General features: G+C 65.0%; 15 protein-coding genes. 8 read left to right on the top strand and 7 right to left on the bottom strand.

The window, feature by feature from the left end; all coding sequences use genetic code 11:
- Window positions 1–11 precede the first annotated feature (11 nt).
- The 6 genes from pepN (at window position 12) to IAE40_RS18015 (ending at window position 8,123) form a co-directional block, all read left to right on the top strand.
- A complete protein-coding gene (gene pepN, locus IAE40_RS18040) occupies window positions 12–2,672 on the top strand; it encodes an aminopeptidase N (RefSeq protein WP_200603639.1) in 2,661 nt (886 codons plus the stop codon).
- Between the two features lie 234 nt (window positions 2,673–2,906).
- The gene (locus IAE40_RS18035) at window positions 2,907–3,929 is read left to right on the top strand and encodes a YCF48-related protein (RefSeq protein WP_200603638.1); all 1,023 of its coding nucleotides are present in this window, start codon (window positions 2,907–2,909) and stop codon (window positions 3,927–3,929) included.
- Window positions 3,930–3,949: 20 nt separating this feature from the next.
- On the top strand, window positions 3,950–6,322 hold the full coding sequence (locus IAE40_RS18030; protein WP_370671066.1) for an efflux RND transporter permease subunit: 2,373 nt from the start codon (window positions 3,950–3,952) through the stop codon (window positions 6,320–6,322).
- A 113-nt stretch (window positions 6,323–6,435) separates the two neighbouring features.
- The gene (locus tag IAE40_RS18025; protein ID WP_153773411.1) at window positions 6,436–6,726 is read left to right on the top strand and encodes a DUF5629 family protein; all 291 of its coding nucleotides are present in this window, start codon (window positions 6,436–6,438) and stop codon (window positions 6,724–6,726) included.
- On the top strand, window positions 6,692–7,822 hold the full coding sequence (locus IAE40_RS18020) for a lactonase family protein (RefSeq protein ID WP_420029848.1): 1,131 nt from the start codon (window positions 6,692–6,694) through the stop codon (window positions 7,820–7,822). Before IAE40_RS18025 ends, IAE40_RS18020 begins: the two co-directional genes overlap by 35 nt.
- Before the next feature lie 121 nt (window positions 7,823–7,943).
- Window positions 7,944–8,123, top strand: coding sequence for a hypothetical protein (locus tag IAE40_RS18015; RefSeq protein WP_054893614.1), 180 nt, complete (start codon window positions 7,944–7,946; stop codon window positions 8,121–8,123).
- 126 nt (window positions 8,124–8,249) lie between these two features.
- On the opposite strand, the gene IAE40_RS18010 is transcribed toward IAE40_RS18015, so the two are convergent.
- From IAE40_RS18010 to IAE40_RS17990, 5 genes are all read right to left on the bottom strand, one after another.
- On the bottom strand, window positions 8,250–8,843 hold the full coding sequence (locus tag IAE40_RS18010; protein ID WP_200603637.1) for a glutathione S-transferase: 594 nt from the start codon (window positions 8,841–8,843) through the stop codon (window positions 8,250–8,252).
- Window positions 8,840–12,484 carry an AAA family ATPase gene (locus tag IAE40_RS18005; RefSeq protein ID WP_200603636.1) on the bottom strand — a complete coding sequence of 1,215 codons (3,645 nt, stop codon included), beginning with the start codon at window positions 12,482–12,484 and terminating at the stop codon, window positions 8,840–8,842. Before IAE40_RS18005 ends, IAE40_RS18010 begins: the two co-directional genes overlap by 4 nt.
- Entirely contained in the window at window positions 12,481–13,716 is a 1,236-nt protein-coding gene (locus tag IAE40_RS18000) for an exonuclease SbcCD subunit D C-terminal domain-containing protein (RefSeq protein ID WP_063543913.1), read from the bottom strand. The genes IAE40_RS18005 and IAE40_RS18000 overlap by 4 nt, the downstream gene beginning before the upstream one ends.
- Before the next feature lie 247 nt (window positions 13,717–13,963).
- Complete coding sequence (argE, locus tag IAE40_RS17995) at window positions 13,964–15,124, bottom strand: acetylornithine deacetylase (protein ID WP_200603635.1); 1,161 nt, start codon at window positions 15,122–15,124, stop codon at window positions 13,964–13,966.
- Window positions 15,117–15,794: a DUF1028 domain-containing protein gene (locus tag IAE40_RS17990; protein WP_054892748.1), complete on the bottom strand. Its 678-nt coding sequence runs from the start codon at window positions 15,792–15,794 to the stop codon at window positions 15,117–15,119. Before IAE40_RS17990 ends, argE begins: the two co-directional genes overlap by 8 nt.
- A 281-nt stretch (window positions 15,795–16,075) precedes the next feature.
- Between IAE40_RS17990 and IAE40_RS17985 the strand changes: the two genes are divergently transcribed.
- Both IAE40_RS17985 and IAE40_RS17980 read left to right on the top strand, forming a co-directional pair.
- Window positions 16,076–17,395 carry a flavin-containing monooxygenase gene (locus IAE40_RS17985; protein ID WP_063544390.1) on the top strand — a complete coding sequence of 440 codons (1,320 nt, stop codon included), beginning with the start codon at window positions 16,076–16,078 and terminating at the stop codon, window positions 17,393–17,395.
- The gene (locus IAE40_RS17980) at window positions 17,395–17,811 is read left to right on the top strand and encodes a RidA family protein (RefSeq protein WP_063544388.1); all 417 of its coding nucleotides are present in this window, start codon (window positions 17,395–17,397) and stop codon (window positions 17,809–17,811) included. Before IAE40_RS17985 ends, IAE40_RS17980 begins: the two co-directional genes overlap by 1 nt.
- A 64-nt stretch (window positions 17,812–17,875) precedes the next feature.
- Here IAE40_RS17980 and IAE40_RS17975 read toward each other — a convergent pair whose 3' ends face one another.
- Together IAE40_RS17975 and IAE40_RS17970 are read right to left on the bottom strand one after the other, a co-directional pair.
- On the bottom strand, window positions 17,876–18,781 hold the full coding sequence (locus IAE40_RS17975) for a LysR family transcriptional regulator (RefSeq protein ID WP_054892743.1): 906 nt from the start codon (window positions 18,779–18,781) through the stop codon (window positions 17,876–17,878).
- Between the two features lie 152 nt (window positions 18,782–18,933).
- Window positions 18,934–21,327: a TonB-dependent receptor gene (locus tag IAE40_RS17970; protein WP_200603634.1), complete on the bottom strand. Its 2,394-nt coding sequence runs from the start codon at window positions 21,325–21,327 to the stop codon at window positions 18,934–18,936.
- Window positions 21,328–21,361 lie beyond the last annotated feature (34 nt).

Genomic DNA, 21,361 nt, shown 5'->3' with positions numbered 1-21,361 from the left:
GGATCGTCACCATGCGTACCGAACAACCGCAAGTGATCTACCTCAAGGACTATCAGGCGCCCGAGTACCTGATCGACGAGACGCACCTGACCTTCGAGCTGTTCGAGGACCACACGCTGGTCCATGCGCAACTGGTCATGCGCCGCAACCCCGAGCGCGGCGCCGGCTTGCCGCCGCTGGTGCTCGATGGCCAGCAGCTGGAGCTGAAGCGCGCCGCGCTGGATGACCAGGAGCTGCAGGCCGGTGACTACCAGCTCGATGACAGCAGCCTGACCCTCCACCCCAAATCTGAGCGCTTCACCCTCGACACCAGCGTGAAGATTCACCCGGAAAGCAACACCGCGCTGGAAGGCCTGTACAAGTCCGGCAAGATGTTCTGCACCCAGTGCGAAGCCGAAGGTTTCCGCAAGATCACCTACTACCTCGACCGCCCGGATGTGATGAGCACCTTCACCACCACGGTGATCGCCGAGCAGCACCGCTACCCTGTGCTGCTGTCCAATGGCAACCCGGTCGGCAGCGGCCCGGCAGAAGACGGCCGTCACTGGGCAACCTGGGAAGACCCGTTCAAGAAGCCGGCCTACCTCTTTGCGCTGGTCGCGGGCGATCTCTGGTGCGTCGAGGACAGCTTCACCCGCCAGTCGGGTCGCGACGTGACCCTGCGCATCTACGTCGAACCCGAGAACATCGACAAGTGCGACCACGCGATGGTCAGCCTGAAGAAGTCCATGCGCTGGGACGAAGAGGTCTATGGCCGTGAATACGACCTGGACATCTTCATGATCGTGGCGGTCAACGACTTCAACATGGGCGCCATGGAAAACAAGGGCCTGAACATCTTCAACTCCAGTTGCGTGCTGGCCCGCGCCGAAACCGCCACCGATGCCGCCCACCAGCGCATCGAAGGGGTGGTCGCCCACGAGTACTTCCACAACTGGTCGGGCAACCGCGTGACCTGCCGCGACTGGTTCCAACTGTCGCTCAAGGAAGGCTTCACGGTGTTCCGCGATGCCGAGTTCAGCGCCGACATGAACTCGCGCACGGTCAAGCGCATCGAGGACGTCGCCTACCTGCGCACCCACCAGTTCGCCGAAGATGCCGGGCCCATGGCCCATCCGGTGCGCCCGGACAGCTTCATCGAGATTTCCAACTTCTACACCCTGACCGTGTACGAGAAGGGCGCCGAAGTGGTAGGCATGGTCCGTACCCTGCTGGGCGCCGAGGGCTTCCGCAAGGGCAGCGACCTGTACTTCGAGCGTCATGATGGCCAGGCGGTGACCACCGACGACTTCATCAAGGCCATGGAAGACGCCAACGGCGTCGACCTGACCCAGTTCAAGCGCTGGTACAGCCAGGCTGGCACGCCGCGTCTTGAGGTCAGCGAAACCTACGATGCCGCGGCGCAGACCTACAGCCTGACCTTCCGCCAGAGCTGCCCGCAGACGCCGGACAAGCTCGACAAGCTGCCATTCGTGATTCCGGTGGCGTTGGGGCTGCTCGATGCTCAGGGCAATGACCTGCCGCTGCAATTGGCCGGTGAAACGGCTGCCGATGTCGCTACCCAGCGCGTACTGTCGGTGACCGAGGCCGAGCAGACCTTCACCTTCCAGGGCATCGTCGCCAAGCCGCTTCCGTCGTTGCTGCGTGGCTTCAGTGCGCCGGTCAAGCTGAGCTTCCCCTACGACCGCGACCAGTTGATGTTCCTCATGCAGCACGACAGCGACGGCTTCAACCGCTGGGAAGCGGGCCAGCAACTGGCCGTGCAGGTGCTGCAGGAGTTGATCGGCCAGCATCAGCGCGGCGAAGCGCTGAAACTCGACCCACGGCTGATCACCGCCTTGGGTACGGTGCTGGGCAACGAGTCGCTGGACCCGGCCATGGTCGCCGAGATGCTGTCGCTGCCCGGCGAGGCCTACCTCACCGAAATCAGCCAGGTGGCTGACGTCGACGCGATTCATACGGCCCGCGAGTTCGCCCGCAAGCAGATCGCCGAGCAGTTGTTCGATGCGCTGTGGGCGCGCTACCAGGCCAACCGCCAGGTGTCGCGCAGCACTGCTTATGTAGCCGCAGCCGAGCACTTCGCCCGCCGCAGCCTGCAGAACATCGCGCTGTCGTACCTGATGCTCGCTGGCAAGTCGCAGGTGCTGGAAGCGACCCTCGAGCAGTTCGAGCACGCCGACAACATGACCGAGCGCCTGACCGCGCTGGCAGTGCTGGTCAACTCGCCGTTCGAAGCCGAGCGCGCCAAGGCGCTGGAGGCCTTCGCCGAGCACTTCAAGGACAACCCGCTGGTCATGGACCAGTGGTTCAGCGTGCAGGCGGCAAGCAGCCTTCCGGGCGGGCTGGCGCGGGTCAAGGCGCTGATGCAGCACCCGGCCTTCACCCTGAAGAACCCGAACAAGGTGCGCGCGCTGGTCGGCGCCTTTGCCGGGCAGAACCTGGTCAACTTCCATGCCGGCGACGGCTCGGGCTATCGCTTCCTGGCGGACCTGGTGATCGAGCTCAACGCGCTCAATCCGCAGATCGCCTCGCGTCAACTGGCGCCGCTGACCCGCTGGCGCAAGTACGATGCCGCGCGTCAGGCGCTGATGAAGGGCGAGCTGGAGCGGATTCTCGCTTCCGGGGCACTGTCCAGTGATGTGTATGAGGTGGTGAGCAAGAGCCTGGCTTGATTCACTTTTAAACCGGGCTGGCCTATTCGCGGGCAAGCCCGCTCCCACAAGGATCAGGGAGCGGGCTTGCCCGCGATGCTTTTTGGCGGTTAACAAAACATAACGTCCCGCCCGTTGTGTTCGCGCGATTTTCCCCGATAGGATGGCCCAAAGCTATTGCAGGGCTCTGGATCAAGGGTTTTCGCAGTACCTGCAAGGCATTGACCCACTACAAGAACACAACAGGGGGCGGTCATGAGGGAATGGCTGAAGGCGGATGCCAGGCGCGGAGCCTTGGCGTTGACGGCCAGCGCGTTACTGGCGCTGGGCACATGGGCAGGTACCGCACAGGCCGCGGCCGTGGCCGAATATTCGGTGGAATCGGCCAAGGCCAGCCAGAGCCTGCTGATCGACGCCGTGCACGCCGGCAAGCGCCTGGTGGTGGTCGGCGATCGCGGCCATATCCTGTTCTCCGACGACCAGGGCAAGACCTGGACTCAGGCTCGGGTGCCAACCCGTCAACTGCTCACCGCCGTGTTCTTCCTCGACGACAAGCGTGGTTGGGCAGTCGGCCATGACGCGCAGATTCTCGCCAGCAACGACGGCGGGGCAACCTGGAGCAAGCAGTTCGAAGACCTCTCCCGTGAAGCCCCGCTGCTCGATGTGCGTTTCGTCGATGCCCAGCACGGCTTCGCCGTCGGCGCCTATGGTGCGCTGCTGGAAACCACCGACGGTGGGCAGAACTGGCAGGACGTCGCCGAGCGTCTCGACAACCCCGACCAGTTGCACCTCAATGGCATCACCCAGGTGAAGGATGCCGGCCTGTTCATCGTGGGCGAGCAGGGCAGCATGTTCCGCTCCAGCGACGACGGCCAGACCTGGTCGCACGTCGAAAGCCCCTACGAGGGCTCGCTGTTCGGCGTGACCGGCACTGGGCAGGCGCACACGCTGCTGGCTTACGGACTGCGCGGCAACCTGTTCCGCTCCACCGACTTTGGCGACACCTGGCAAGCCATCCCGCTGGAGGCGGGACGAGGGGCGCTCGAATTCGGCCTGGCAAACGCTACGCTTCTCGATGATGGCAGCCTCGTCGTGGTCGGCAACGGTGGCAGCGTGCTGCGCAGCCGCGACGACGGACAGACGTTCACGGTCTACAACCGCGCCGATCGCATCGCGCTGTCCGGTGTCAGCGGTCTGGCCGATGGCGGCCTGCTGCTGGTGGGGCAGGGTGGCGTACACCTGGCCACCGCCGAAGGCGCCCAGGAGGCTCGGCCATGACCCGTCCGGAGAATTTCAACATGCCCCACCACAAGGACAAGGCCACCCTGCTCGAGCGGCTGATCTTCAACAACCGCCCCGTGGTCATCGCCCTGTGCGTGCTGGTGAGCATCTTCCTGTTCTGGCAGGCCACGCAGATTCGCCCCTCCACCAGCTTCGAGAAGATGATCCCGCTGCAGCACCCGTTCATCGAACAGATGATGGAGCACCGCAATGACCTGGCCAACCTCGGCAACACCGTGCGCATTTCGGTCGAGGCGGTCAACGGCGACATCTTCGACAAGGACTACATGGAGACCCTGCGCCAGATCCACGACGAGGTGTTCTACATCCCCGGCGTCGACCGTGCCGGGCTGAAGTCGTTGTGGAGCCCGAGCGTGCGCTGGAGCGAGGTGACCGAGGAAGGTTTCTCTGGCGGCGAGGTGATCCCCAACACCTACAATGGCTCGCAGGACAGCCTCGACACCTTGCGTGACAACGTGCTCAAGTCTGGCCAGGTCGGGCGCCTGGTGGCCAACAACTTCAAGTCGAGCATCGTCGACATTCCGCTGCTGGAAAACTTCCCCGACCCGCAAGACCCGGGCAAGCTGACCAAGCTGGACTACCAGAAATTCTCCCACCAGCTGGAAGAGAAGATCCGCGACAAGTTCCAGGCACAGAACCCGAACGTGAAGATCCACATCGTCGGCTTCGCCAAGAAGGTCGGTGACCTGATCGATGGCCTGGTGATGGTGGCGATGTTCTTCGGGGTTGCGCTGGTCATCACCTGGGCGTTGCTGTACTGGTTCACCTGGTGCATTCGCAGCACCATCGCCGTGCTCATCACCACGCTGGTGGCGGTGGTGTGGCAGCTAGGGCTGATGCATGCGGTCGGCTTCGGCCTCGATCCTTACTCGATGCTGGTGCCGTTCCTGATCTTCGCCATCGGTATCTCCCACGGGGTGCAGAAGATCAACGGCATCGCCTTGCAGTCCAGCGATGCCGACAACGCCCTGACCGCAGCGCGGCGCACCTTCCGCCAGTTGTTCCTGCCGGGGATGATCGCCATCCTCGCCGACGCCGTGGGCTTCATCACCTTGCTGATCATCGACATTGGCGTGATCCGCGAACTGGCCATCGGGGCCTCGATCGGTGTGGCGGTCATCGTCTTCACCAACCTGATCCTGCTGCCGGTCGCGATCAGCTACGTCGGCATCAGCCAGAAGGCCATCGCCCGCAGCAAGAAGGATGCGGTCTGCGAGCACCCGTTCTGGCGCCTGCTGTCGAACTTCGCCAGCCCCAAGGTGGCGCCGGTGTCGATCGCACTCGCGCTGGTCGCCTTTGCCGGCGGTCTCTGGTACAGCCAGAACCTGAAGATCGGCGACCTCGACCAGGGCGCGCCGGAGCTGCGTCCGGATTCGCGCTACAACCAGGACAACAGCTTCATCATCAACAACTACTCGACCAGTTCGGATGTGCTGGTGATCATGGTCAAGACCCCGGCAGAGAGCTGCTCGATCCACTCGACCATGGCGCCGATCGACGAGCTGATGTGGACCATGGACAACACGCCGGGCGTGCAGTCGACCATCTCCCTGGTGACCGTGTCCAAGCAGGTCATCAAGGGCATGAACGAGGGCAGCCTGAAGTGGGAGACCCTCTCGCGCAACCCGGACATCCTCAACAACTCCATCGCCCGCGCAGACGGCCTGTACAACGCCGACTGCTCGTTGGCACCGGTGCTGGTGTTCCTCAACGACCACAAGGCCGAGACCCTCGAGCGCGTCACCACGGCGGCCAAGGCCTTTGCCGATGCGCACAACAAGGAAGGCCTGCAGTTCCTCATGGCGGCCGGTAACGCCGGCATCGAGGCGGCCACCAACGAGGTGATCAAGTCGGCCGAGCTGACCATCCTGATCCTGGTGTACATCTGCGTGGCGGTGATGTGCATGATCACCTTCCGCTCCTTCGCCGCCACCCTGTGCATCGTTCTGCCGCTGGTCCTGACCTCGGTACTGGGCAACGCGCTGATGGCGTTCATGGGCATTGGCGTGAAGGTCGCGACGCTACCAGTGGTCGCCCTCGGCGTGGGCATCGGTGTGGACTACGGCATCTACATCTACAGCCGTCTGGAAAGCTTCCTGCGCGCGGGCCTGCCGCTGCAGGAAGCCTATTACGAGACCCTGCGCTCCACCGGCAAGGCGGTGCTGTTCACCGGCCTGTGCCTGGCGATCGGCGTGTGCACCTGGATCTTCTCGGCGATCAAGTTCCAGGCCGACATGGGCCTGATGCTGACCTTCATGCTGCTGTGGAACATGTTCGGCGCGTTGTGGCTGCTGCCGGCGCTGGCACGGTTCCTGATCAAGCCCGAGAAGATGGTGGGCAAGGAGGGGGGCTCGATCTTCGCCCATTGAGGAAACTGACGCTATTCGTGCAGGAGCGGCGCAAGGCCGCTCCTGCACAGTTTCAAGGCCTCTTGCAGTGATCCGAAGATATAATGGCCACCTTCCTACCCCAAGGTGCACCCATGCCCCCTCTCGCAACCGCCCTGCAAACCTGCGACATGCTCCTGATCGACGGCCTGCACGCCTTCGAATTCACCTGCGACAGCTCTGGCCTCACCATCGAATGCATGGACGGGCGCCAGTTGCGCCGCTGGAGCTTCACCCCCGAACAGATCGCCGCTGCGCGGGCAGAGGGGAACGATTGGCTGCTCGACGATGCCCAAGCAGAACACCGTCTAGTCTTGATGAGTGCGTTTCGCGCCCCGGAAGATGACGAAGATGAAGCTGACCTCCAAGAGCCTGCTGACCGCTAGTCTGATGAGCCTGTCGATCCACACCCAGGCTGCCACCTTGCTGGTCGGCAGTTACACCGAGGGTGCCAGCCAAGGCATCTACCGTTATCAATTCGACCCGCGCAGTGGCCAGATCGCCACGCCAGCCCAGCAGGTGATCAAGGCTGTCAGCCCGTCCTGGCTGGTGCTGTCTGCCGACCAGCGTCAACTGTTCGCGGTGAACGAGACGCCCGCGGGGCACATCAGCAGCTTTGGCGTGAGTGGCAACGGCGAGATAACCCCGCTGAACAAGGTCGCCAGCCTGGGCGATGAACCGACCCACGCCAGCCTCAGTCACGACCAGCGCTACCTGTTCGTCGCCAACTACGCCGTGGCGCCCGTTCCTGGCGGTAGCCTGGTGGTGGTCCCGGTGGCGCGCGACGGCAAGCTCAAGGCGGTGCTACAGCAGCTGCGCCATGCCCCGAGCAAGGTCAATTCCGAGCGCCAGGCCGGCGCCCATGTGCACTCGGTGGTTCAGTCGCCCGATGGCCGCCATCTTTATGCCAGTGACTTGGGCGCCGACAAGGTGTTCATCTACCGCTACGACGGCGCCAGTACCGACCGGCCGCTGAGCCCGGCGATACCCGCGTTCGTCACCTTGCCGCCAGGCAGCGGGCCACGGCACCTGCTGTTCGATGCCAAGGGGCGGCATGCCTACCTCACGCTGGAAATGAGTGCCGAGGTGGTGGCCTTCGACGTTCTGGACGGTGCGTTGCTCGAGCGTCAGCGCCTGCCGTTGACCGACAGCACCGAACCTGCCGCCAAGGCCGCGGGCGGCCTGCACTTGTCCGCCGATGGACGTTTCCTGTACGTCAGCAACCGCGGCAGCGCCAACCAGATCGTGGTCTACGCCGTGGGCAAGGACGACGGCCAGTTGACCTTGCTGCAGCGTCGCTCGGTGGAAGGCGATCACCCCCGGGAATTCAGCCTGGATCCAAGCGGCAACTTCCTGCTGGTGGCCAACCAGAAGAGCAACCAGATCGTGGTCATGCGCCGTGATCCGCGCAGCGGCAAGCTTGGCGAAACGGTGCAAACGTTGCCCCAGGATGCACCTTCGGACCTGAAGTTTCTCGATTGACTATCAATCGGCTTGATAATCGCTACTGCTGCAATGAATTTCAGCCAAGCGCCTCGTCGGCGTAAGTTTGACCCAAGGCCCAAGAGGGCCACTGTCAAACAGCGAAGACGAGGACACACCGATGAACTTCAATCTCTTCCCGGTCATTGCCGCTTCCGCCATTTCCGCTTCCGTCGTGCTGCCGGTCCATGCCCAGTCGGAAAGCCGCAGCAAAACTGTCGAAACCCACAGCTACACCGAGCAGTACCTGCGCCAGAGTGCCCATTTCCACGCAGCCCTGAGTGCCAAGCACAGCAGCTGATGGACCCCTGACAGGTTTTTGTGGGAGCGGGCTTGCTTGCGAAGCAGTCACCACGGTGCCATGGCACCGACTCCGCCGGTGTTTGCGAGCAAGCCTACTCCCACAGAAACCTGGTCAATGGGTTTTTCAGCGGACCATGATCGCCTTGAACAGGTCCGATGCCAGCCATCCCTGCAACCAGCTCCGCACCCGCGGATAAGCCGCCTCGGCGAACCACTGAGGTTCGACCCCGGCGAACTGGCGCAGCAATGGCAGCAACGCGGCATCGGCCAGGCTTGGGTGGTCCGCCAGCAGGAAAGGCCTGTTCTCGAGCAGGCCTTCGAGCTCCGCCAGCCAGGCTTCGGCCTGCTGGCGGTAATGCTCGCGTGAATGCTCCGGGTAGCGCTCGGCGTATTTGTACAGGTTGACCTGCGCCTTGAAATCCCGGTCATTGCGCGCGATCAGCGCTTCGCCCCGTTCAGCCGCCAGTGGATCGGCCAGCAGCCGCCAGTCTTGCGGGTCGTCTTGCGCCAGCGCCCAGCGCATGATGTCCAGACTCTCCTCCAGCACCCGCTCCCCGGTATCGAGCACCGGCACCGTGCCCTTGGGCGACAGGGCCAGCAGTTCGGCTGGCTTGTCCTTGAGCGCCACCTCGCGAACTTCCACGTCACAGCCTGCATAACGCAGGGCCAGGCGCGCACGCATGGCCCAGGGGCAACGGCGGAATGAATAGAGGATCACCCACAGACCTCGACATCGCTCAGGCCATTGCCCTGGCGGCGTACCTGGATCTGCACCGGAATGCGCTCATGCATCTCCTGCACGTGGGAAATCACCGCGACCTTGCGCCCCTGGGCCTGCAGGCCGTCGAGCGCATCCATCGCCAGCTGCAACGACTCGGGGTCCAGGCTGCCGAAGCCTTCGTCGATGAACAGCGACTCGATGCGCAGGGTGCTCGAGGCCATCGACGCCAGCCCCAGTGCCAGTGCCAGCGAGACCAGGAAGGTCTCGCCGCCCGACAGCGAGTGCACCGAGCGCAGTTCGTCGCCCATCTCGGTGTCCAGCACCAGCAGGCCGAGGGCGCTGCCACCGCGCTTGAGACGATAGCGCCGGGCCAACTGGCGCAACTGATTGTTGGCGTGGTGCAGCAGCAGGTCGAGGTTGTAGCCCTGGGCGATCTTGCGGAACACATCGCCTGAGGCCGAGCCGATCAGGTCATTGAGCCGGCCCCAGCGCTGGCGTTCGCCACGGGCCTTGTCGATGTCGTCGGCGAGTGCCTGGTGCGCCTGCTGGCGACGCTGGTCGTCGGCCTGTTGGGCGCGCAGTTCGGCGCAGTGCTGTTCGTGGATGGCCAGTTGCTCGCGCAGTTCCCCAAGGCTCTGCTGCAGGTCTTCGGCCGATGCGTGGACGGTGGACTCGGCGCTGTGCTGTTGCAGGCGCTGTTCGCGCTCGTGCAGCAGCACCCGCGCCTGCTCGACAGCCTTGTCGGCGTCCTGCAAGTGCTGGCGCAGCGCGCTGACGGCGGCGTCGTCGATGGCCAGCAGGCGCTCCAGACCGACGTCGTCCAACTCAAGGTGCTCGGCGCGCCATTGGGCGATGTCGCCGTGCAGTTGTTGGTGTTCCTGTTCCAGTGCCTGCTGGCGATTGCCGTTGGCCTTGAGCTCACTGGCCAACTGCACGCCTTGGGTGCGCAGCGTCTGCAGGTGTTGTGCGGTATCGGCGTCGAGCGCACGGGCCTGCTCCAGTTGTGCCTCCATATGCTGTTGCCAGGCTTCGGCGCTGGGCTGTTCGCCAAGCAACTCGGCCAGCGCGGCCTGGGCCTGCTGTCGCTGGGCCTCAAGGGCGGCGAGTTGCTGGCGCAATTGTTCCTGGGTATTCAGCCGTGCTTGATGCTGGTCGCGCAGCTTGTCCAGCTGGAGTTGGCGTGCCTGCTGTTCTTCCTGTTCGTCCTTGCGCTGTTCGAGCTGCTGCAGGCGCTGGGTGATCTGCTGGTCGAGGGCGACGAACGCGTGGGTCGGGTCGTCGCTCAGGGCCTTGAGCACGTCGTCCGGCAGCACGCTGGCGAGGTCCTTCAGCCCTTGTTCCAGTTGCTGCTCGTCGTTGGCCAAGGCCTGGTGCTGTTGTTCCAGATGGCGCTGGGCCTGTTGCTGGGCCTCTTGCGCCGCTTGCAACTGCTGGGTGAGGCGGGCGGCGTCCTTCTGCAGGGCGAGCAGGGCGCTCTGGCGCTTCTCGTCCTTGCCGATTTCCTCGTCCAGGCGCCGCAGCTGACTGTCGAGCCAGGCGCTGCGGGCCTTGTCGTCCTGTGGTGCCAGGGCTGGCCACAGACTGTGGGCCTGCACCTGTGCGACCAAGGGCTGCAGCTGTTCGCCGAGTTGCTGTTGCTGCTGTTGGAAATCCTTGAGCTGGGCATTGACCACGCCCAACTGGGTGCGCAGCTCCACCAGTTGACCGTTGAGGGCCTCGACCTGTTGCTGCGCAGCCTCTTCTTCGGCCTGGTCATGGCGGCCGAGGCTCTGCAGCAGCGCTTCGGGCTGGTGGAACGGATGCTCGGCGCTGCCGCACACCGGGCAGGGTTCGCCGTCGCGCAGTTGGCCGCGCAGTTCTTCAACGCTGGTGTTGCGCGCCAGGCGTTGGCGATCGAGCAACTGGCGAGTGAGGGCGAGCGCCTGTTCTGCCGTTTCCAGCCGGGCCTTGGCCGATGTGCCGTCGCTGATCAGTTGCTGGCGTTGCTGCATGGCCTGTTGCTGTCGCTCACGCAGAACGTCGAGCTGCTGGCGCAGTTCCATCTCGCGACCGTGCAGGCGCGACAGTTCCTCGACAGCACGCTGCTGCTTGCGGTTGTCCTGGAGCATGCCGCCGAGCAGGTCGATCTGTTCGGCCAGGGCCTGGGGTTCGGCCTTGGCTTCGCGGAACAGCAGCTCGAAACTGTCGCGCTGGGTTTGCAGTTGGGTATTGGCCTGGCTGGCCTGCGCCTGCAAGCCTGGCAGCTCTTCGCGACCCTTGGCCAGACGGCCGCCGATCAGCATCACCTGCTTGAGCTGCGGCAGGTAGGCCTGCCAGGCATTGGCCAGGCCCGCCAGATGTTGGCTGTCGGCCAGCGCGGTGTCGATCAGGGCCAGTTGTTCCAGGCTGCGCTGCTGGTTCTGTTCCAGCTGCTGCAGGTGCTGCTGGCTTTCGGCAAGGTCCTGCTCAGCCTGCTGGCAGGCCGAGTGCTGTTTTGCCAGGTCCTGGTCGAGGCGGGCGAGGCCGTCCTGGGCGGCAAAGGCCTGGCGCAGGCGGGGAGCGTTCTCGCTGTGCTGCGCCTGGCATTGCGTGAGCGCGTCGCGTGCCGCGAGCTGCGCCTGCTCCAGTTCGCCAGTACGGGTGTGCAGTTCGGTCTGCTGGCGTACCTGCTCGGCGATTTCGGCGGCCAGCGGCGTGAGCTGGGCGGCCAGGGCCAGCTGACGGTGGAACTGATGGCGCTGCGGGGCCAGGCGCTCCAGGCGTTGCAGGTCGATACGCTGCTCGCTGAGCTGTGCGCTGGCGTGCTCGGCGGCCTTGAGCGCTTCACTGGCCTCGGCGTGTTGGGCCAGCAGTCGCTGTTGTTCGCTGAGCCAGGCGCACTGTTGTTCAAGCTGCCGCTCGCGCGCCTGTTCGCCCTTGAAGTGCTGTTGTGCCTGCTCCAGGCGCAGGTCAAGTTCGGCACGGGCCTCGGCGGCCAGCGGTAGCAGGTGGCTGGCGCGCTCCTCAAGATCCTTGAGCGCTTCGGCGGCCTCGCGCGAGCGGGTGAAGGCGCGCTGCCCCAGGCGGGTATAGATGGCCGTGTTGGTGAGCTTTTCCAGCAGTTCGCTGCGCTCGCGATCGTCGGCCTTGAGGAAGGCTCCGAACTCACTCTGGGCCAGCATCACCGCACGGGTGAACTGCTCGAAATTCAGCCCCAGGCGTGCTTCGGCCAGTTGCTTGTATTCGTTCTTGCCGCTGGCCAGCAGTTGTTCGCCGTCCAGGTCGTAGAAGCTCTGGCGGCTGTGCTGCAATTTGCCGTTGGCCTTGTCACGCGCTCGGTTGGCTTCCCAGCGGGCGCGGTAGCGCTTGCCATCGATGCCGACGAAATCGACCTCGGCAAAGCCGCTGCCGGTGCCACGGCGCAACAGGTTGCGCGGATCGGAGGTGGGGATTTCGCCGTCGGCGTCCGGCACCTTGGCTTCGCGGCCGATCTCGTTCAGACGTGGCACCGTACCGAACAGCGCCAGGCACAGGGCATCGAGCAGGGTGCTCTTGCCTGCGCCGGTCGGGCCGGTGATGGCGAACAACCCGGCGCTGGCCAAGGGCTCGGCAGTAAAGTCGATGTCGATGGGGCCGGCCAGGGAGGCAAGGTTCTTCAGGCGGATGGCCAGGATCTTCATGGCTGCTCCTCCAGTTGCACGTCCTGCAGCAGCAGGGCGAAGTCGCTCAGGGTCTGTTCATCGACGGGGCTGCCGTAGGCCTGCTCCCAAGCGCGGCCGAACAGGTCCTGTGGGGTCATCTGCGACAGCTCGACGAAGGCCTGTGCGTCCTCGTCCTGAGCGTTGCGCCCAGCATATTCGGCGCTGATGCGCACCAGGCGCACTGCCTTGCCCTGCAGTGCGCTTTCGATCTGTTGGCGCAGGTCGGGCTGCGGCTCGTCCAGGCGTACCCGCACTTCCAGCCACGGCTGGCGGTTGGGGTCTTCGAGGAGGTCGATCACCGGCAGGTCGGCAAGCTGCTCGAGCAGTTCGCCGAGCGGTGCCGGGCCCATGCGCTGCAAGGCCACGGCCCGCGGTACCAGGCGCGGTTCGACGCTGAGCAGCTCGGTGCCGTCCAGCTCGATCTCCAGTACCTGGTGCGGGTAGTTGATCTCGGCGAACGACAGCGGGATAGGCGCGCCGCTGTAGCGGATGCGGTTCTCCCGGTTGACCTTCTGTGGCTTGTGCAGGTGGCCCAGGGCGACGTAGCTGATGGCCTTGTCGAACAACCGCGCCGGCAGGGCTTCGGCATTGCCGATGATCAGGCTGCGCTCGGAGTCTTCGGAAATCGAGCCGCCGGCCATGTGGGCGTGGCTGATGGCGATCAGCGCCTGGTCCTTCTTGCGCTTGCCAAGGGCGGCGGCGATCAGTTGTTGATGCACCTGGGTGATGCCTTGCAGGTAGTCATCGCCCAGTTGCGGGCCGGTGACTTCTGCCGGGCGCAGGAAGGGCAGGGCCAGGCACCAGGCACAGACCTTGCCGCGGGCGTTGGTCAGCGGGATCAGCAGGCGTTCGGCGTCGAGCTGGCCTTCGTCGAGCCAGTGCACGCGGCCCAGGGCGTGAGTGCGCAGGCGGCGCATCAGGGCGGCGGGCAATTCGATGCGCGAGCCGGAGTCGTGGTTGCCGGCGATCATCACGATGTCCAGCTTGGGCTGCTGTTCGTGGGCCTGGACGATGAAGTCGTAGAGGCGCTCCTGGGCTTTGACCGGTGGGTTGACCGTGTCGAAGATATCCCCGGCGATCAACAGCGCGTCGGGTTGGCGCAGGCGCAGCTGGCCGAGCAGCCAGTCGAGGAAGCAGGCGTGTTCGAAGTCGCGTTCCTGGCCATGGAGGCTCTGGCCCAGGTGCCAGTCGGAGGTGTGAAACAGACGCATGGAGGACCTGTTGGTGTCGAATCAAGCGAGCGGCCGGGGCTGCGCTTGGGATGGGGTCTCGGAGGGTGGGTATGGTAACCCAAGTGGCTGCGCAGGTTCGCTTTTGCTGTGGCTGCGAGGTCGCCAGGCGAAGTGTTTGCGTAGAGGCTGATAGGTGTTCGCCGAAAGATTTTTGGTGCCCTTGAGATCGAGCGCCGCGCGGGCGGCGCTCGATCTCATGGACGCTGAAAATCTTTCGGCAAGCACCTCAGTTACCAACAAGATAATCACGCAAGCGCAGCAACATCGCATCACAACCCTGCAGTTGCACAACGCTGACAAACTCGTCCGGCTTGTGCCCCTGATCCATGCTGCCCGGCCCGCAGACCACGGTCGGGATCCCCGCCTGATCGAACAGCCCACCTTCGGTGCCAAAGGCCACGGTGCCGAAATCTTCCGAGCCACTGAGCAGCGCCACCAGGCGCGCTGCTTCGCTGTCTTCGGACGTTGCCAGCCCGGGGTAGGCACTGAGCGGCTTGAGGCGGATATCGCTGGTTTCACTGACGGCACGCATGCGTGGCAGCAGGTCGGTTTCGGCGTAGGTCTGCAGGCGCTCGGCCACGACCTTGGCCTCGAAACCCGGCAAAGCACGCACCTCGAAATCGAACCCGCACTCCTCAGGCACGATGTTCAGCGCCCGCCCGCCCTTGATAACACCGGTCTGGACCGTGGAGAACGGCGGATCGAAGCGCGCGTCATGGTTCTCGGGACGGGCCAGTTCGCCGCCGATCTCGCCCAGCTTGCCGATCAATTGCGCTGCGTACTCGATGGCATTGACGCCATAGGGTGCATAGGCCGAATGACAAGCGGCGCCGTGCACCTGGCAGCGCATGGCCAGCTTGCCCTTGTGCCCGAGCACGGGTTTGAGCTCGGTGGGTTCGCCGATCAGGCACAGGCGTGGCTTGTTCGGGCGCTGTTCGAGCGCCTCCAGCATCGAGCGCACACCGAGGCAGCCGACCTCTTCGTCATAGGAGAATGCCAGGTGCACCGGCGTTGTCAGCGGCTGGGCGAGAAACGCCGGCACCGCCGCCAGCACCGAGGCGATGAAGCCCTTCATGTCGGCCGTGCCACGGCCATACAGGCGACCATCGCGCTCGCTCAGGCGAAACGGCTCGACGCTCCAGGCCTGGCCGTCCACCGGCACCACATCGGTATGCCCGGACAGCACCACGCCGCCACGATCGGTCGGGCCGATGGTGGCGAACAGGTTGGCCTTGGTGCCCTCCTCGTTGAGGAACAGTTCGCTCTCGACCCCCAGCCCCGCCAGGTAATCGCGGATGAAACCGATCAGTTCGAGATTGGAGTCGCGACTGACCGTGGCAAAGCCGATCAGGCGCTCCAGCACGGCGCGGCTGGTGAGATCACTCATCGCCCGGCACCCCGTAGCTGGGTGCGGTGGTCGGGTTCAGGGCGCGGGTGACGTAGTCCTGCATCTGTGGGCGATAGGCCTGCCACAGGCGGTCGAGTTCGCCGATCGGGTCGTGCTCGGCCCAGTCCACACGCAGATCCACCAGCGGCCAGGTCAGCTCACCGGCGATCTTCAGGGCGGCCGAGTGCACAGGGCCTGCCTCGCCACCGGCGGCCATGGCCGCGTGCATCGCCGCCAGCAAGCGATCGGCCAGGTGCCCACCGGCCTGCTCGAACGCGTGCACCATCGCCTCGATCACCTGCGGCGAGGCCAGCAGGTTGCCCGCGGCTGCACACTGCTCGCCGGCGACCGCGTTGTGTACGCCGAGTGCTTCTTTGCCGGTGAACAGCGCGACCTGGCCGTGGCTGTCGATCACCGTCACCTGGCGGTACTCGCTCCAGCCGTTGGCGCTGAGCACCCGGTCCAGCGCTGCGGCAGGCGGCAACTGGCCCTGCTCGAGGGCGTCGAGGATCTGCGGGCCGAGGGCCGGCAAGGTGATGTTCTGCGTCGCCACCGCCCCGACCCCGGCGCGCACCCACGGGCAGCGGGCACCGACAGCGATGCTGGACGAGCTGATGGCGATGCCGACCTGGCCGGTTTCCTGGCAGCGGCCGATGATGGAGAAGGTCATGGTGCAGCTCCTTTCTGGGTTTACCGGCATTCTCGGCAAGCCCTGGCGGCGGCGAAACGAGCATTTTGCTTGGCATTGGCGAGGAAAAAACTGGGCACTGCGGGTTTGCTGCGCAAATCTGCCGTGCTGCTCGCTGCAGCGCTGCCACCCTTCGCCAATTTATCGGCAAGCCCCAGCTAAATACTATTTTCGCGAAATTCCGTGCATCCCTAGTCTGGCCCCAGGTAACGGCGGTCCTCCAAAACCGACCTGACAAAAACCGCCTGAACAAGGGCTCGGACATGACATTGAACAATCTCGAAATCGACACCCTCGTGGTCGGCGCCGGCCAGGCCGGCGTGGCCATGAGCGAACACCTGAGCAAACTCGGCGTGCCGCACCTGGTGCTGGAACGCAACCGCATCGCCGAGGCCTGGCGCACTGGACGCTGGGACTCGCTGGTGGCCAACGGGCCAGTCTGGCACGACCGCTTCCCTGGCCTTGAATTCGACCTCGATGCCGACGCCTTCGCTGGCAAGGACCAGGTCGCCGACTACTTCGAGCGCTACGTGCGCAAGTACAACCTGCCCGTGCGTACCGGCATCGAAGTCAAGCGCGTGGTGCGCAACAGCGACCGCCCGGGCTTCACCATCGAAACCAACGAAGGCGTGATCCGCGCCAACCGCGTGGTCGCCGCCACCGGGCCGTTCCAGAAACCGGTGATCCCGGCCATTGCGCCAAAGGATGAACGCCTGCACCAGATCCACTCCGCCGCCTACTACAACCCGCAGCAATTGCCTGAAGGAGCGGTGCTGGTCGTCGGTGCGGGATCTTCCGGGGTGCAGATCGCCGAAGAGCTGATGCGCGCCGGGCGCCAGGTCTACCTCTCGGTCGGTGCCCACGACCGCCCACCACGCGCCTACCGCAACCGTGACTTCTGCTGGTGGCTGGGCGTGCTGGGTGAATGGGACGCGGAAATCGCCAAGCCAGGCCGCGAACACGTGACCATTGCCGTCAGCGGTGCCCGTGGCGGCCATACCGTGGACTTCCGCGCCCTCGCCCACCAGGGCATGACCCTGGTCGGCCTGACCCAGTCGTTCGAAGATGGCGTGGTGCGTTTCCAGGACAACCTGGCCGACAACATCAACCGCGGCGACGAGAACTACCTGGCCCTGCTCGATGCCGCCGATGCCTACATCGAGCGCAACGGCCTGGACCTGCCAGAAGAGCCCGAAGCGCGCCAACGCCTGGCCGACCCGGACTGCGTCAGCAACCCGCTGCTGGAACTGGACCTGGCCAAGGCTGGTGTCACCAGCATCATCTGGGCCACCGGCTACGGCGTGGACTTCAGTTGGCTGCAGGTCGACACCTTCGACGCCAACGGCAAACCCCAGCACCAGCGCGGCGTGGCCCGCGAGCCGGGGGTGTATTTCCTCGGCTTGCCCTGGCTGTCCCGCCGCGGCTCGTCGTTCATCTGGGGCGTATGGCACGACGCCAAGCATGTCGCCGGCCATATCGCCACCCAGCGCACCTACCTGGCCTACCGCGACCGCGACCAGCGCGCAGCGGATGAGCAGCCACACACCTCGATCAGCAACGTCAGCACCCTCGGAGCCCACTGATGCCTACCCATACCCGCATCCGCATGTTCAACACCAAGGCCACCTACCCCAACCAGACCCTGGACAATGACCTCTGCCAGGCCGTGCGTGCCGGCAACACCATCTATGTACGCGGCCAGGTCGGCACCGATTTCGAAGGCCGCCTGGTCGGTCTGGGCGACCCGCAGGCGCAGGCCGAGCAGGCGATGAAAAACGTCAAGCAACTGCTTGAAGAGGCCGGCTCCGACCTGTCGCATATCGTCAAGACCACTACCTACATCACCGACCCACGCTTCCGCGAGCCGGTGTACCGCGAAGTCGGCAAGTGGCTCAAGGGCGTGTTCCCGATCTCCACCGGGCTGGTGGTCGCGGGTCTGGCGCAGGCTGAGTGGTTGATGGAAATCGATGTGATCGCTGTGGTGCCAGATGAGCAGTAAGCACTGATTGCCACCGCGGTGTTCTGTTCGCGGCGGTTCGGGTAGCCGAACCGCCGCGAATCGTTTACAGCTTCGCCAGCTCTTCGCGGCAGAACTCGACAAACAACTGCGCAGGCTTGGTCAATTGCACACGCTTGAGGTGCGCCGCCGCCAGCCCCGACAGCGCCACCGGTTCGGCGATATCCAGCGTCACCAGGCGCTTGCCGTCGTAGGTGAAGGGTGAATGCGGCCGGGTCACCAGCAGCGAAAAACCGAACCCCTGCCCTACCATCCCGCGCACCATCTCGATCGATGGCGAACTGAAGACGATGTTCGGCGTCAGCCCCATCTCGTTGAACAGGCTGACGAAGTAGGTGCGGCTCGGCGCAACGTCGAGCAGGATCATCGGCTCCGGGCACAGGTCGCGCAGCGAAACCTGGGCCTGGCTGGCGAAGCGGTGCTTCTCGGGCAGCAGCACATAGGGCTTCTGCGGCGGCATCAGCGGCTCGGCCTCGATGGTGCCGTCCAGGTCGTGGTCGTAGAGAAACGCCAGGTCGAAGGTGCCAGCGGTCAGCCCCTGGATCAGCTCCTGCTGCTCACCGTCACGCAGGCGGATGTCGACGCCGGGGTAGCGCTCGCGAAACCCTGCGATCAACCGTGGCAGATAAAGCGGCGCGACGGTCTCGAAGCAGCCGATGTCGATCTGCCCGGCCACCGTATCGTTGTCGGCCAGGGCGTTCTGCTCGAACTCATGGGACATCTGCAGCAGCGCCTTGGTCTTGGCGTAGAAGCGCTTGCCGCTGGGGGTCAGCGACACGCCCTGGGCGTGGTGACGAATGAACAACTGCACACCGAAGCTCTCTTCCAGGCTCTTGATCGCGGTGGAGATCGACGGCTGGGCGATGTACAGCTGGCGCGAAGCCTCGGCAACACTGCCAGCCTCCACGGTGGTGACGAAGTACTTGAGTTGTCGCAAGGTGTAGGAAGCCATGGGCACCTCTGGGGCGCCGTGGGCGGCGCGCGGAATTTTCCTCTCACCTTACCTTAGTGGCTGGCGCGCGTGCGGCCAGTGCAGCCTAGGATTTGCCTGGGGGCTGAGCATATTTTTGCTCGCTTGTTGCCCGCCCCCAGGGCAACGGCCCCTCAGAACCCGACCGTCGCCGACAGCAGCCAGGTTCGCGGGGTCGACAGGGTCAGGCCGGTGGCGGTGCCGTCGGGGACGTTGGCCGAGGCCCAGTAGGTCTTGTCCAGCACGTTCTCGACGCTGGCGCGCAGGGTGACGTCCTTGTCACCGAGCTTGAGTGCGTAGCGTGCACCCAGGTCATAACGCTGCCAGGCGTCGACCTTCTGCCGGTTGGCAGCATCCAGGTACTGGTTGCCGGTATGGATGACACGCGCGCTCAGGGTCAGCCCGTCGATGGCCGGCAGGTCCCACTCAACGCCAAGGTTGGCATTGACCACCGGCGCGCCGATGGCCCGGTTGCCATCGTTGCGGCCATTGGCCGTGCGGGTCTGCTCGGCATCGAGGAACATCGCCCCACCCAACACCCGCACCCCGTCCATTGGTTCGCCGAACAGGCTGATTTCCAGGCCTTGGTTGCGCTGCTCGCCGTCGGCGCTGAGGTTGTTCTGGGCATCGGTGAAGTACGACGGTTTCTCGATGCGGAACAAGCTGACCGTGGTGCTGAAACGCCCCATGTCGTACTTGGCGCCGACCTCCAGTTGCTTGCTGCGGTATGGCGCGAAGACCTTGCCGGCGTTGTTCGCCGTTTCCGGTGCCACCTGCCCCTGGGTCAGGCCCTCCATGTAGTTGAAGTACAGCGACAGCTGCTCGGTGGTGCGCCACACCAGGCCCATGGCCGGCGAGGTGGCGCGCTCGTTGTAGCGCTGGTCGGGCTCGCCGGGCTCGGAGCTGTCGACCTCGACACGCTGAAGGCGCGCGCCGAGGGTGAGCAGCACGGTGTCGTCAGCGAAACTCAGGGTATCGGCCAGGGCCAGGCTCGACAGCACGGTGTTGGTGTGGGTCGGGTTGTCGTCGGCCAACGGCGCGCCCGGTGCGGGCAAGGTCACCGGGTCGAACAGGTTGCTGACGCCGTTGGCATAGCGCGCACCGCTGTTGTCGAAGGTCAGGTCGAAGCGATTGAGGCTGATGTTGAGGGTATGGCCGACCGCACCGGTGTTGAACCAGCCGCGCACGCCGACGGTGCCGGTAACCACGTCCTCCTCGCGCTGGAAGGCGCGCGGGCTGACGGTGAAGCGACCGGCTTCGTTGACCACCTGCACGGCATGGCGCATGAAGTCGTAGTCGCCCTTGCGCGCTCCCAGGGCGCCCAGCAGCATCCAGTTGTCGCTCAGGTCATACTCGCCGCGCACGGCGCCGAAGGTATCCTTGGCCCGCGAGTAGCTCCAGGGTTGGGCGAAATTGTGGTGAACATCCTTGGCATCCGGCACCTTGAGCCCTGCGGCAAGGCCCACACGCTCCATTGGCGCATCCACGTCACGCGCCTGATGGCCGATATCCAGCGACAGGCGAGTGCGCTCGCCTTTCATATCCAGGCCCAGCACGGTCGCCTCGCGGTCCATATGCTGGTGATCCCATTCGGTATCGCCGGCCTGGCGCACCGCATTCAGGCGCACGCCAAAGCGTTGGTCGTCACCGAAGCGTCGACCGATGTCCAGATGACCGCCCCCTTGTCCCGCCGAGGCGTACAGCGCGGTGAACTCGGTCAGCGGCGTCTCGCCAGCGCGCTTGGGCTCGATGTTCACCCCGCCGCCAATGCTGCCGTTGGGCGCCAGTCCGCCAAGCAGCGCCCCCGGCCCCTTGAGGATATCGACCCGCTCGACCATCTCCATGTCGATCGAATAGGTCGGCAGCACGCCATACAACCCACCGTAGGCGACATCGCTGTTGTACAGGCTGAAGCCGCGCACGGAGAACTGTTCGAAGCGCCCGCCTGCCGGGTTGGTGCTGCGCACCGAGGGATCGTTGGCGACGACATCGGCAAGGGTACGGGCCTGCTGGTTCTGCAATATCTCGCGGGTGTAGGAGGTCATGCTCAGGGGCGTCTCCATGTAGTCACGCTCGCCCAACATGCCGAGGCTGCCCCGTCGTGACACCTGGCCGCCGGCATAGGCATCTGCTGCCGGCGCGGCGCCCTGGCCATGGACATTGATGTCGGGCAGCACATGCGCGCCCTCGACCGGCGCGGCCTGGCGCACCAGGGTGAAGCTACCGGGCCCTGCCGAGACCAGTATCAGGCCCGAGCCCTGCAGCAAGGCGGCGAAGCCCTCCTCGACCCCATATTCGCCTGCAAGCCCCAGGCTGCTGCGCCCGGCGACCAGCGCCGGGTCCACCGACAAGCTGACCCCAGCCTGGCCAGCAAAGCGTGTCAGCACCGCACCCAGGCTGCCGCCCGGTACCTGGTAGCTGCGCCGCGCTTCATCGGCCCAGCCCGACGCGGGCAGCCCCAGCGCAAGCAGCAGGCCAGCGCGCATCAGGTGCAGGGATAACGGGCGAAGCAAAGGGGTGCGGGACATCCGGAACGCTCTCAGATCAGGGGTGGATACCCTT

The sequence above is a fragment of the Pseudomonas sp. S44 genome, assembly GCF_016624805.1.
Lineage (GTDB): Bacteria > Pseudomonadota > Gammaproteobacteria > Pseudomonadales > Pseudomonadaceae > Aquipseudomonas > Aquipseudomonas machongensis.
This window is presented reverse-complemented; position numbering and strand designations above follow the sequence as displayed.

Bases quoted from the DNA above. Each gene is read 5' to 3' on its own strand.
- IAE40_RS17970 (WP_200603634.1), bottom strand. From the start codon at position 21,327: ATGTCCCGCACCCCTTTGCTTCGCCCGTTATCCCTGCACCTGATGCGC.
- IAE40_RS18030 (WP_370671066.1), top strand. From the start codon at position 3,950: ATGCCCCACCACAAGGACAAGGCCACCCTGCTCGAGCGGCTGATCTTC.
- pepN (WP_200603639.1), top strand. From the start codon at position 12: ATGCGTACCGAACAACCGCAAGTGATCTACCTCAAGGACTATCAGGCG.
- IAE40_RS17985 (WP_063544390.1), top strand. From the start codon at position 16,076: ATGACATTGAACAATCTCGAAATCGACACCCTCGTGGTCGGCGCCGGC.
- IAE40_RS17975 (WP_054892743.1), bottom strand. From the start codon at position 18,781: ATGGCTTCCTACACCTTGCGACAACTCAAGTACTTCGTCACCACCGTG.
- IAE40_RS18000 (WP_063543913.1), bottom strand. From the start codon at position 13,716: ATGCGTCTGTTTCACACCTCCGACTGGCACCTGGGCCAGAGCCTCCAT.
- IAE40_RS17980 (WP_063544388.1), top strand. From the start codon at position 17,395: ATGCCTACCCATACCCGCATCCGCATGTTCAACACCAAGGCCACCTAC.
- argE (WP_200603635.1), bottom strand. From the start codon at position 15,124: ATGAGTGATCTCACCAGCCGCGCCGTGCTGGAGCGCCTGATCGGCTTT.
- IAE40_RS18015 (WP_054893614.1), top strand. From the start codon at position 7,944: ATGAACTTCAATCTCTTCCCGGTCATTGCCGCTTCCGCCATTTCCGCT.
- IAE40_RS18025 (WP_153773411.1), top strand. From the start codon at position 6,436: ATGCCCCCTCTCGCAACCGCCCTGCAAACCTGCGACATGCTCCTGATC.
- IAE40_RS18005 (WP_200603636.1), bottom strand. From the start codon at position 12,484: ATGAAGATCCTGGCCATCCGCCTGAAGAACCTTGCCTCCCTGGCCGGC.
- IAE40_RS18020 (WP_420029848.1), top strand. From the start codon at position 6,692: ATGAAGCTGACCTCCAAGAGCCTGCTGACCGCTAGTCTGATGAGCCTG.
- IAE40_RS18035 (WP_200603638.1), top strand. From the start codon at position 2,907: ATGAGGGAATGGCTGAAGGCGGATGCCAGGCGCGGAGCCTTGGCGTTG.
- IAE40_RS17990 (WP_054892748.1), bottom strand. From the start codon at position 15,794: ATGACCTTCTCCATCATCGGCCGCTGCCAGGAAACCGGCCAGGTCGGC.